Source organism: Streptomyces sp. SN-593 (assembly GCF_016756395.1).
GTDB lineage: Bacteria > Actinomycetota > Actinomycetes > Streptomycetales > Streptomycetaceae > Actinacidiphila > Actinacidiphila reveromycinica.
Genome location: NZ_AP018365.1, coordinates 517,582 through 529,459, shown reverse-complemented (window position 1 = coordinate 529,459; position 11,878 = coordinate 517,582). Strand labels below are relative to the sequence as shown.

Genomic DNA, 11,878 nt, shown 5'->3' with positions numbered 1-11,878 from the left:
GTAGATCGGGCGGCGGCCCACGACGACCGACGTCGCCCGCGAGGCCGGCGTCAGCCTCAAGACCGTCTCGCGGGTGGTCAACGGCGTGTCCACCGTCGATCCGGAGATGGCCGCCCGGGTCCGGGCGGCGGTGGCGCGCCTGGGCCTCCGGCGCAACAGCATGGCAAAGGGGTCCTCGACGCGCGCCGCCGCTGACGCCGCCGCGCGGCGGGAGGGCGGTCAGGTCGCGGAGACGGTGGCGCGGCCGTAAGGGGTGAGCACGACCGGGCCGAGCAGGCCGTTCGCGGTGCGCGCGCGGCCGGCGGCGCCGGTGCCGGGGGCCACCCGCACCGCGTTGAGCAGCGGGGTGGCGACGCGCACGGTGAGGGTGTTGTCGCCGCCCCGCAGCGTGTCGCCGAGGTCGACGCGGGACGGGTCGGCGAGGTCCACCGGGGGCAGCGGGGTGCCGTTGACGGCGACTTCGGCGGTGTCGGTGACGCGGCCGAGGTCGAGCCGGGCGTGGCGGCCGCCGGTCCAGCCGTCGGGCAGCGTGAGGTGGGCGGTGTAGGTGGCGGTGCCGGCGACGTCCTGGAGGTCGGCGGGGTAGCCGGCGGCCCGGGTGATCGCCGTCCAGGCGGGCAGCGCGCCCGTGCCGGGATCGGCGGTGACCGCGATCGGGCCGATCGCGGTGTGGGCGGTGTCGCCGGCGGCGCCGCTCGGGCCGGGGGTCCAACTGTCCACGCTCAGCCGCCAGTCCAGGAGGGTGGTGGCCGCCGGCACGTCGGCGATCGAGGTGGTGGCGGTCCGCCCGGTGGACAGTGTGGTGCGGTAGTCGCCGGCGCGGGTGGCGTCGATCGCAAGGCTCCCGTCCGGGCCGAAGACCGCGCCGTCCGCCGTGGTCGAGGCGGCGGCGACCGGACCGGGGGCCGCGCCGAACTTCGCGGCGTCGGTGCTCACGGCGACCACCCGGGCGTCGTGGGCGCCGAGCCGCACGTCCAGGCTGACCGTGTCGCCGTCCGTGGAGTACCCGGCGAGCGGCGTGACGGCGCCGGTCCAGGTGTCGAGCGCGTAGGGCGCGCCCCTGCCGGTCAGCGTGAGGCGCTGGTCCACCGCCTTCGTCCCGTTGTTGTAGAGGTAGTAGTACTGCGTGTCGCCGTCGTCGCGGCGCACGTCCAGGACGGCGCCGTCCCCGCCGTCGTGCGCGGCCGCGGGGGAGATGCCCAGGCGCGCGAGCGCGGTGGGCGCCTCGGCCTCCGTGGCCACCCGCACGACGCGGGGCCCGGCCTCCTCCGCCGCGGCGCCGTCGCCGGCCAGCGCGTAGAGGGCCTTCCAGTCGGCCTGGACGGTCCGGTCGCCGCCACCGGGGTCGTGGCCGGGTGTGGTGGGATCGGCCGGCGTGGCGGGGCCGATCAGGACGACGGGGAGCCCGGCCCGGGCGAGCGCGAGGATCTGGTCGGCGGCGGCCGGCAGGAGGGTGGCGGGGTCGTCGAGGACCAGCGCGCGGTAGTCCGACGCCCCCGGGAAGAGCACGCCGTCGCGGAGGTCCTTCGACGCGTCGGTGAGGAAGGAGGAGTCCGCGTAGCCGTAGGTGTAGCCGGCGGCGGCGAGCGCGGAGGTGTTCCTCAGGACGCTCGACGGGTCGTCGTACGCCTGCCCGGCCAGGCCGGTGTTCTGGTAGTAGACGCCGACGTCGTAGCTGGGCCGGCCCTGGCGCAGCACCAGGGACATCCGGGCGATGTCGTCGTTGAGCGCCTTGGCGTCGCGCCACTGCGGCATCCGCGGGCTCCACGCCTCGGAGAAGCCGGTGTTCCCGCCGTAGCTGAAGCCGGGCCAGGACGAGGTGGGGCCGGAGCCGGGCGGGGCGGTCGCGTAGGGCATGCCGTGCCAGACGATCTGGTTGTCGCCGCCAGCCATGTCGACGTAGACCTCGCCGGTGAGGTCCTGCGCGGTGGTGGTGGCCCACACCTGGGACCGGATCGCGCAGCACTCGCCGGACACCACCGGGGCGCCGGTGCGGGCGGCGCCGGCGGCGATCACCTTGAAGTCCTGGTCGGGGTTCCTCCCGTTGAACTCGAAGCCCTCGCCCTCGGGGATGCCGATGCGGGTGCCGGCCTCGGCTGCGTCGATCGGGGCGCCGTACGTCTGGGCCCTGACGGTCAGCCCGGCCGCCTCGGCCCAGCGCTGGAGCGCGGGCAGGTAGCGGCCCGCGTACAGGTCGCCGAAGGTCCGCTCGTAGTCCCGGAGCATGCGGGCGCCCTGGCCGTCGCTGTAGGTGAACGGGGCCGGGGCGGCCGGTGCCCGGCGCGCGTCGAACCCGGCCAGCACCGGCAGTGCCTGCGTGACGGGGTAGCCGCGCAACTGTGCGAAGCGGGCGGGGAAGTCCGCGGTCCAGGTGAGCTCGTCGGACAGCTCCAGCGAGTCCTCGAAGAACGCCGGGGTGCCGAGGGTGCGCCCGGTACGCGCGATGGCGTCGCGGACCGACGCGTCGCGCAGCACGGCACGGTCCCAGAAGTCGGTCAGCGCGGTGGCGCCGCCGGCCGACAGGTGGTCCAGGACGTACGCGGACCCGTTCGGCGACACGTTGTTCACCGCCTGGCCGTCGGCGGTCCGGTAGAAGTCCAGCAGCACCCACGGGTGGCCGTTGCCCCGGGGGAAGGTGTGGGTCAGGCCGCCGTGCGCGTCGGTCCGCCCCGTGAGGTCCGTGACCGAGGCGCGGTCCAGGGGGACCGGCGCGGTCGAGGCGTCGCAGGCGGTGGCGCACTGCGCCGCCTCCACCGCGACCAGCTCGCTCCTCGCGGTGTCCACCGCGTGCTCCCCGGCCGGGTGCGCCGACGCGGTCGGCGAGACGCGCACGCCCGTGCCGGACGCGCGCACCGGCTCGCCCGCGGTGTGGGCGTGCGCGAGCGCGGTGGTGAAGGCGAGGTCCCGGCCGGCGTCGCTGACCGCCGCGCCCAGGGGGTGCGCGGCCGCCAGCGGAGGGACGGTGACGGTGTGCGCGGCCTTGTCGACGGCCGCGACGCGTGCCGGCTCGCCGCCCGCGCCGGGGTCCACGGTGAGGGTGTCGCCCGGCGCGATCCCGGCGACCGACGCGAGGGCGAGCGTGGTCGCGCCGGGCACCGTCTCCGACGACAGCGTGGTGCTGCCCGCGGCGCTGCCGGCCGTCCTGATGGTCGCGGTGTCCCGGTCGGCGCCCGACCCGACCGTCACGGTCACGCCGGCGACCAGGCCGGCGTCGGTGGTCGCCGTCTCCATCCGGGTCGCACCCGCCTTCGTGGCGGCGGCCGCGGTGCTGCACGGCGAGGAGGTGCCGACCGCCCGCACGGTCACCACGTCGGTGCCGGTGCCGTCGGCCGCGCCGAGCGCGAGGCGGTCCCCGACGGCGAGGTTGCGCGTCGAGTCGAGCCGGAGTGTGTCGGCGCCCGCGGCGACCTCGCCGCACAACGTCCTGGTCACCGTCGGCGGGCGGACGACCGTGGGCGGCAGCGCGCCGGCGCGGGTGCTGCCCGGGGCGTCGAACTCCCGCCCGTAGACGACCTGCTGCGCCACCTGCGGCTGGTTGAAGCTGTCGGTGGTCGGCACGGTCGGCGGCCAGCGGGGCCCGGCCGCGAGGTCCAGGACCAGCCCGTCGGCCACCGCCGCGTCCTCCATCACCCGCACCCGGTGCGTCCACAGGGGCGTGCCGTAGCCGTACCGCGCCAGGTAGGGCTCGCTGCCGTGCAGGGTGCTGCCCGGCGCGTCGGGAGCCGGGAACGCCGTCACCTCGGCGCCGCCGCCGTCGACCGCCGCGATCTGGTGGAGCTCTAGGCGCAGTTCGGTGTCGGACTCGTCGGCGACCGGCAGCCACCACCGGTACTTCGGCCGGTCCACGACCGGCGGGCGGGCGAACGAGGCGGCGGTGAGGACCGGGTTGGGCTCCGCGGTCCGCGGCGCGGTGGCGTCCCCGGCCCCGGATCGGCTCCCCGCCCCGGATCGGGCGCCGGATCCGCCGCGGTCCGCCGCGGCCGTGACCGGTGACGCCGTCGCCGTGCCCGCGCTGCCGAGCAGTACGGCCGCCAGCGCCAGCGCGACCCGTGTCCTCAGCCGGTTCCCCAGCCGGCTGTCTCGTGCACGGGTCACTGCGCCTCCGGAGGTGTGGGGGCCCGGTCGGGGACGACCGGCGTCAACGCCCTTTCTACCGGCGGATTCGAGTGGCAAAAGCGCGACACGCCCTTTTCGGTACGATATGTCCATCGGGCGGTGTCGCCTGTCCCCCCGGAAGGTGCCGCCTCCTGACCGGCCGTCACCCCGGTGCGCGGACACGGCAGCCCCTTCCCCAGAAGTCGGGCCCGGGCCCGGGAAAGTTCCGGCGACCGGCGGCGGCCCGAGGCGCGGGGGGCACAGCGGCGCGTGCGGGTGGGCCGGCGTGCTTCCGGCCCGGCCGGACCGTCCGCGTGCGGCCCGGGACCAGGGGGTATCCCGCTGACGAGTCGAGGTGCCGCCGGCCCGCCCGGGCCGCCTGACAACCCACGGAGGAACCATGACCGACCTCACCGGCCTGCAACCGCTCGCCACGTTCTGCGGCAAGTGCGACTGCGGCTGCCCGCAGTTGTTCGTCGACCCGGCCGCGCCCGCCGAGCGGCGGGTCGTGATCACCGACGACTTCGGGCAGCGGGTGGAGATGAGCGCGGACCAGTTCGCCGACCTGGTCGCCGAGGCGAAGGCAGGCCGCCTGGACGCGGCGGCCGCCGCCTGAACCCCCGCGCCGGGCCCGCACTCCGCGACGTACGGCGTACGGCGCCGGGGGAGCCGTGGGCCCGGCAGGATCCGCCGGACAGGCCCTAGCGTGGAGGGATGGACAACACTCACCAGCCCCGGCCCGGTGCGACGCCGGGCGAGCACGGGCCCGCCGGCGCGCACGCGTATCCCGCAGGCCCGTTCCTCGCCGGGCGCACCGCGCTGGTCACGGGCGCGGCCAGCGGGATCGGCCGGGCCTGCGCGCGGGCGTTCGCCGCCGCGGGCGCCTCCGTCTACGTGGTGGACCGGGCCGCGGACGCCGCCGCGCGGGTCGCCGACGAGATCGGCGGCACCTGCCTGGTCACCGACCTCGCCGACCCCGAGGCCGTGGACGCGCTGCCCGACGACGCCGACATCGTGGTCAACAACGCCGGACTCCAACACGTCGCCCCGGTCCACGAGTTCCCGCCGGAGCGGTTCGCCCTCATCCAGCGGGTCATGGTCGAGGCGCCCTTCCGCATCCTGCGCCGCACCCTGCCCCACATGTACGCGAACCGGTGGGGCCGCGTCGTCAACATCTCCTCGGTGCACGGCCTGCGGGCCAGCCCCTACAAGTCGGCCTACGTCACGGCCAAGCACGCCCTGGAGGGGCTGAGCAAGACCGTCGCGCTCGAGGCGGCCGAACACGGCGTGACCAGCAACTGCGTCAACCCCGCCTACGTGCGCACCCCGCTGGTCGAGGCCCAGATCGCCGACCAGGCCAGGACGCACGGCATCCCCGAGGACGAGGTGGTCGCGCGGGTGATGCTCGAACGCACCGCCGTCAAGCGGCTGATCGAGCCCGAGGAGGTCGCCGGGGTCGCGGTGTGGCTGTGCTCGCCCGGCGCCGGCTACGTCACCGGGGCGTCGCTGCCGGTCGACGGGGGCTGGACGGCGCACTGACCCGCCCCCGCGGGGGCCGTCGGCCGGGGTGGGCCGTCGGCCGGGGGTGGGCCGTCGGCCCGGGTGGGGCGTCGGCCGGGGGTGGCCCGGCGGCCCGGGTGGGGCGTCGGCCGGGGTGGGGTGGCGATCAGCCCTGCCCGGCCGGGTCGCGGCGGGCCGCGGCGGCGAGGTGGGCGGCGACCACGCGGGGCCCGGACGCGCCCAGCATCAGCGAGTAGTGGTTCTCGTCCGGCACGAAGTGCAGCGCCACCCCCTCGTCGGCGAGGCCGCTCGCCGCGACGACCTCCGGCGCGTACAGGCCCACCGGCTCGTCGCGCAGGCCGCGTTCGGCCCACAGCAGGGTGGCCGGGAGCGTGAGCTCGTGGATCGCGGCGAACACCGCCGGGTTGCGCAACTGGTCCTCGGCGTCCTCCCGGACGGCCGCCGCCCGGCACGCGGAGCGCAGGTGCGGCTCCTCGCCGGTCAGGTCGCGGTCGAGGTACTCCGCCAGCAGCGGACCGCCGATGCGGGTGAACGCCGGATGCCCGGCCCAGAAGCGGTGGTAGGCCGCCCGGTCGGCGAACTCCATGTCCAGTCTGGCCATCGCCGGGCCGATCACCGCGTGCAGCACCGCGTCGATGTCCGTGTCCCGCGGCACCGGAAAACCCAACCCGCCGTCGACGAGCACCAGTTCGCTGTAGCGGTCCGGGTCGCGCCGGCCGGCCACGCACGCGGCGTACCCGCCCATCGAGTGGCCGGCGAGCACCGCCCGGCCGATCCCGAGGCGGTCGAGGACCGCGACCAGGTCCGCGGCGTGCCGTGCCATGCCGTACGGCCCCGCCACGTCGCGGCTGCGCCCCCGCCCGCGCAGGTCCGGGGCGATCAGCTCCACGTCGCCGAGCTCCTCGGCGACGGCCGCCCAGGACAGCCCGTTGCCGGTGATGCCGTGCGCGGCGACCACGGTGCCCGCGCCGGGCCGCCCGGGCCAGCGGCGCACCGCCAGCGCGCCGCCCGCCACCTCGACCGTCACGTCCTGCCACGTCCGCATGCCCGCACCCGCCTCCCGCTGTCGCGTCGCCCCGCCTCGCGCCCTGCCGTCGTCGTCGCGCCCTGCCGTCGTCCTGCCGCCGTGTGCGGTCCGGCGTGCCGCCCGGGGCGGTGCGCCGTCCGAGCAGGATAGGCGCCGCGCGGGCCGGGCCGCCACGGCGCGGGGGCGCTCAGCGGGGGGCGCGCTGATCCAGCCGGGTGCGCAGGGTCGCGGCGAAGTCCTCGGCCCTGGCGAGCTGCACGCGCAGGTCCTCGATCTTCCTCGCGGCGGCCACTTCGTAGGTCCGCACCCGCTCCAGCAGGGCTTCCCGCTCGGCGGGGGAGGAGTCCGGGGCGTCGAGGCGGTCGGTGGCGGCCAGCAGGTCCCGCATCTCCTCCAGGGTGAAGCCGAGCGGCTTCATCCGGCGGATCACCATGAGGCGGGCGACATCGGCCTCGGTGTAGAGGCGGAAGCCGCCCTGGGACCGCGCGGAGGGCGTCACCAGGCCGGTCTCCTCGTAGTGGCGGATGGTCCGCAGGGACAGCTCGGTCCGCTCGGCCACCTCGCCGATCTGCATGTGCCTGCGCTCCACGACCGTGTTCCCGGCCCCTTCTCCTCGGCGGGACCCCGCGTCCCGATGCGATTTCCAGCCATCCCTACCCTAACGTTAGGGTAGGGTTGCCCTCGGGTGAGGGCGGCGTGTGCCGCTCCCACCAGTGTGCGCGCACCCGTGCCCGCACACTGCCGTGCCGGGGCCGACGACGCCCCCGCAGAACCCGCGAGCAGGAGAGGACGAGGCGTGCGCATGGTCCAGCCGCCCGCCGCCTGCTGTCCGCCGTGAGGACGGCCGCGCACTGACCCGCCGGGTGCGCACACCGCGCCCGCGGCGCCCGCTTCCGCGCCACCCGTCCCCCTCCTTCGCCGCCGCCCCGAAAGCGGGGCGGTCGACCCGCGCCCGCCGCCCGGCGCCGCGCGCCTCCCCGCGCAGCCGTGCCGGCCGCGCCCGAGCACGACAGGCACCTGGTCTTGCAGACATCATCCTCGCCCCTGCCCGCGCGCCTGCGCGCGCTGCCCCGCCCGCCGTGGCTGTCCCCGAAGGTCCTCCGGGTGGAGGTGCTGGCCGGCCTGGTGGTCGGCCTGGCGCTGATCCCCGAGGCGATCTCGTTCTCGGTGATCGCCGGTGTCGACCCGAAGGTGGGGCTCTTCGCCGCCTGCACCATGGCGATGACCATCTCCGTCGTCGGCGGACGGCCGGCGATGATCTCCGCCTCCACCGGCGCCGTCGCCCTGGTCACCGCGCCGGTCGTCCGCCACCACGGCCTGGGGTACCTCGTCGCGACCGTCATCCTCGCCGGTGTCTTCCAGATCGTGCTCGGCTCGCTCGGGGTGGCGCGGCTCATGCGGTTCGTGCCGCGCTCGGTGATGGTCGGCTTCGTCAACGCGCTGGGCATCCTGCTGTTCACCGCCCAGATACCCAACCTGCACGACGTGCCGTGGGCGGTCTACCCGCTGGTCGCCACCGGCCTGGCGGTGATGGTGTTCTTCCCGCGCCTGACGAGGGCGGTGCCCGCGCCGCTGGTGTCGATCGTCGTCCTGACGGTCTTCACGGTGGCCGCGGGCATCTCGGTGCCGACGGTCGGCGACAAGGGCAGGCTGCCGTCCGCGCTGCCGATGCCCGGGCTGCCGGACGTGCCGTTCGACACCCACACCCTGACGGTGATCGCGCCGTACGCCCTGGCGATGGCGCTGGTCGGGCTGATGGAGACGCTGATGACCGCCAAGCTCGTGGACGACATCACCGACACCCGCTCCGACAAGACCCGCGAGTCCATCGGGCAGGGCATCGCCAACATCGTCACCGGGATCTTCGGCGGCATGGGCGGCTGCGCGATGATCGGCCAGACCATGATCAACGTCAAGAGCGGCGCCCGCACCCGGCTCTCCACCTTCCTGGCCGGATTCTTCCTGCTCGTCCTGTGCATCGTGCTCGGGCCGGTGGTCTCCCACATCCCGATGGCCGCGCTGGTCGCGGTGATGGTCCTGGTGTCCGTCGGCACCTTCGACTGGCACTCGATCAGGCCGGCGACGCTCAGGCGGATGCCGGTCGGCGAGACCGCGGTCATGGTCGTCACCGTCGCCGTGGTGGTGGCCACGAGCAACCTGTCGATCGGCGTCGTGGTCGGCACGCTCACCGCCATGGTGATCTTCGCCCGCCGTGTCGCCCACCTCACCGAGGTCACCTCGGTCCTCGACCCGGACGGCGGCGGCGTCGTCTACGCCGTCACCGGCGAGCTGTTCTTCGCCTCCTCCAACGACCTCGTCACGCAGTTCGACTACGCCGGCGATCCCGACCGCGTCGTCATCGACCTCAGCGGTGCCCACGTCTGGGACGCCTCCTCGGTGGCCGCCCTGGACGCGATCACCACCAAGTACGCCGGCCGCGGCAAGAGCGTGGAGATCGTCGGCCTCAACGAGCACAGTGCCCGCATGCACGGCAACCTCAGCGGCGAACTCACCGGCAGCCACTGACCCCTTCCGTCAGGGGATGTCCTCCACGCGCTCGCCCCCCACCAGGTACCTGGGCAGGTACGGCAGCCCGGCGTCGACCGGCAGGCCCTGGTCGTGGGCCACGCACGCCATCGCCAGCGCCCCGAGGGCCACCCTGGAGCGGGGTGCGTCGCTGTCGCCCCAGAAGGCGGTGTGCTGTGCGACCGCGTCGGCCAGCGCCTCGGCGAAGGCGTCGGCGTCCTTGGTGACCAGCCGGTGGAAGAGCGCGACGGGCGGCCGGTCCACCATGGTCACGAAGTCGCCGGGCGCGCGGCCCGCCTGCTCGGGCACCGAGGTCTCCAGCGCGGCCAGCAGCTTGTCCGGGACGCAGACGGCGCCGACGGTGAAGTACGTCTGGAGGGTGTCGATCCAGTGCAGGACGTACGCGTCGACCGTGTCGTCCGCGCGCAGCGCCGCGAGCGGGACCCGGCACAGCCAGGCGATCCGGTCCTGCTGCCGGCAGACCAGCGCCAGGTAGAGGGCGTCGAGCCACCCGCGCGCGTCGGCCGGCGGCTCCGCCGGGCAGGCGGGCACCGACAGCAGCACGTCCTCGCCCAACTGGCAGATGAGCGGGTGCGTTCCGGTGAACAGCGCCGAGCCCAGCTGTGTGGCGGTGGCCCAGGCGTCCCAGGTGTCGGCGTCGGCGGCCCGCGGGTCCTGCCCGCAGGCCGCGTGCGCCAGCGCGACCGCCTGGGCGAACGTGCCGGCCAGCGCCTCGGGGTGCTCGGGCAGGCTCTTGACGGACCGTGCGGTGGCGCGGGTGAGGTCGGGGAGGTCGACGGCGGCGTCGGTGCCCGCCCGCCCGGCGAGCCGCCCGGCGCGATGCAGCCGGTGCATGCCCCGCAGCAGGTCGCGCAGCTCGGCCGGGAGCCGCAGCGCCGATCCGCCGGTCCGCGGGTCGACCTCGGTGAGCGCGACCAGGTCGCCGCGGTGCCACCAGTACAGCCGCGGCGACAACGGGTGGGCGCCGGCCTGGTGGGCGCCGGCGACGTACGCCTGGAGGTGGTCGAGGACGTCGGACGCCAGGCCGTCCACGATGGGGTGGTACACGACCTCGGCGCGGTGCGGCATCGCCACCAGCGCGCCCTCGTCCGGCAGTTCCGCGCCGGTGAGGTCGCGCACCACGTCGCCCAGGATGAGTGCCTTGCCGGCCGTGAACGGCGAGTCGGCGGTGAGGAAGTGCAGCACCGCCCCGCTCGCGGTGGACACCTCCTCGTGCTCGACCGGGAGCCGGGCGAGGCGGGCGAGCGCCGCGTCGACCAGCGCGTCGTGGCCGGCCCGTCGGACATCGATGTCGGTGAGTACTCCGACGCCGCCGGGGCGGTCGAGGACGAGGGCCAGCAGGACACCGTCCGCGAGCTCGCGGACGGAGGACATGGTGGTGGCGGGCACGGGGTCCAGCGCGTCCTCGGGCAGCAGGCGGAGACGGACGCCCTCGACCAGCTCCCGTGCGCTCAGTGCCTGCGGGCCGGGCCCCGGGGCCGACCGCGCGTAGTGCGCCGCCACGAGGCCGGGCCAGCTCTCCCGCGGGCTCGTGCGGCACCGCCGGGCGAGGTGCGTCAACGGTGTGCGGCGACCTTCGGCATCGGCGACATGCGGCGCGGCGAGCGAACGCAGGTAGTCGGCCTGCTGCGTGGTGAGCATCGGCAGCTCACCATCACGATCGTCCGCACCGCGACCGAATATGTGTCGTAGCATGACAGGATCATACGGTCCTCATATGACATTGCGATCGTATTCGGTGTACTCGGGCGGGCGAAGCGGAATGCCGCGGGGCCGCGGTGCGGGCGGGGTTGACGGGGCGCCAGGTCGGGGTGGGGTGCGCGGGTCGGAGGGGTGGCCGACGGATGGCGGGCGGCGCGGCGCGGGGCCGGGCTTGCGGGAACGGCATAGGCTCTTGCCCGTGAAGCAAGAGGACGACGGGCTGGAGAGCCTGGTGCGCCGGCGGATCAGGGCGCTGCGGGTCGCGCAGGGCTGGTCCCTCGACGAACTGGCCGGTCGCGCCCGGCTCAGCCAGTCCACCCTCAGCCGGATCGAGAACGGGCAGCGCCGGCTGGCCCTGGACCAACTCGTCACCCTCGCCCGCGCGTTGGACACGTCCCTGGACCAGCTCGTCGAGACCGCGAGCGACGACGTGGTCGTCAGCCCGATGATCGACGCGGCCCACGGGCTGATGCGCTGGCCGATGCGGGCCTATCCCGGCATGAGCGTGGTGCGCCAGCGCATGACGGACCCGCCGCCCGACAACCCGGCCAAGATGCGGGCGCACCCGGGGCACGAATGGCTCGTCGTCCTGTCGGGCACCGCGGTCCTGCTGCTCGGCAACCGCAGCGTGCGGGTGGAGGCGAACCAGGCCGCGGAGTTCCCTACGATGCTGCCGCACGCCATCGGTGCCGTGGGCGGGCCGTGCGAGGTCCTGGGGATCTTCGACCGCGACGCCCGCCGGGGCCATCAGCGCGGCGACGGGGCCTGAGCCGGCGGGTCCGGCGGCTCCGCGGTGCGCGCGGCCCGGGCCGGCTTCCGCCCGAGTCGTCGCTCCGCCGGGGTCGTCGCTGCGCCTGGGCAGGCATTCCGCCCCCGGGTCGTCGCTCCGCCCGAGCGCGCGCGTCGTTCCCGCCGCGTCCGGGCGTACAAGGCGCGCCGGGCGCCGGCGTACAAGGGGCGCCGAGTGGGCCGCGGCGGGCGGGCGGC

The 11,878-nt window shown here is 75.7% G+C and carries 9 protein-coding genes; 5 read left to right on the top strand and 4 right to left on the bottom strand.

Going from position 1 to position 11,878, the window contains the following annotated elements; translation table 11 throughout:
- The first annotated feature begins 73 nt into the window (after positions 1-73).
- Entirely contained in the window at positions 74-250 is a 177-nt protein-coding gene (locus RVR_RS39030) for a hypothetical protein (protein WP_430393093.1), read from the top strand.
- Here the strand turns inward: RVR_RS39030 and RVR_RS02260 are convergent.
- Positions 220-4,095 carry a glycosyl hydrolase gene (locus tag RVR_RS02260; RefSeq protein ID WP_202232173.1) on the bottom strand — a complete coding sequence of 1,292 codons (3,876 nt, stop codon included), beginning with the start codon at positions 4,093-4,095 and terminating at the stop codon, positions 220-222. The two genes, RVR_RS39030 and RVR_RS02260, sit on opposite strands and share 31 nt — an antisense overlap.
- Positions 4,096-4,495: 400 nt before the next feature.
- Between RVR_RS02260 and RVR_RS02255 the strand changes: the two genes are divergently transcribed.
- Together RVR_RS02255 and RVR_RS02250 are read left to right on the top strand one after the other, a co-directional pair.
- Positions 4,496-4,711: a hypothetical protein gene (locus RVR_RS02255; RefSeq protein WP_202232172.1), complete on the top strand. Its 216-nt coding sequence runs from the start codon at positions 4,496-4,498 to the stop codon at positions 4,709-4,711.
- 98 nt (positions 4,712-4,809) lie between these two features.
- Positions 4,810-5,634 (top strand): 3-hydroxybutyrate dehydrogenase, encoded by an 825-nt coding sequence (locus tag RVR_RS02250; protein ID WP_202232171.1) that lies wholly within the window; start codon positions 4,810-4,812, stop codon positions 5,632-5,634.
- Between the two features lie 127 nt (positions 5,635-5,761).
- Here RVR_RS02250 and RVR_RS02245 read toward each other — a convergent pair whose 3' ends face one another.
- On the bottom strand, positions 5,762-6,661 hold the full coding sequence (locus tag RVR_RS02245) for an alpha/beta hydrolase (protein WP_202232170.1): 900 nt from the start codon (positions 6,659-6,661) through the stop codon (positions 5,762-5,764).
- Between the two features lie 169 nt (positions 6,662-6,830).
- On the bottom strand, positions 6,831-7,217 hold the full coding sequence (locus tag RVR_RS02240; protein WP_202238326.1) for a MerR family transcriptional regulator: 387 nt from the start codon (positions 7,215-7,217) through the stop codon (positions 6,831-6,833).
- Between the two features lie 449 nt (positions 7,218-7,666).
- Between RVR_RS02240 and RVR_RS02235 the strand changes: the two genes are divergently transcribed.
- Positions 7,667-9,169 (top strand): SulP family inorganic anion transporter, encoded by a 1,503-nt coding sequence (locus RVR_RS02235; RefSeq protein ID WP_237404518.1) that lies wholly within the window; start codon positions 7,667-7,669, stop codon positions 9,167-9,169.
- Between the two features lie 9 nt (positions 9,170-9,178).
- Here the strand turns inward: RVR_RS02235 and RVR_RS02230 are convergent, their stop codons facing one another.
- Entirely contained in the window at positions 9,179-10,885 is a 1,707-nt protein-coding gene (locus tag RVR_RS02230; RefSeq protein WP_237404517.1) for an immunity 49 family protein, read from the bottom strand.
- A 205-nt stretch (positions 10,886-11,090) separates the two neighbouring features.
- On the opposite strand from RVR_RS02230, the gene RVR_RS02225 reads away from it, so the two are divergent.
- The gene (locus RVR_RS02225) at positions 11,091-11,660 is read left to right on the top strand and encodes a helix-turn-helix domain-containing protein (RefSeq protein WP_202232169.1); all 570 of its coding nucleotides are present in this window, start codon (positions 11,091-11,093) and stop codon (positions 11,658-11,660) included.
- The last annotated feature ends 218 nt before the right edge of the window (positions 11,661-11,878 follow it).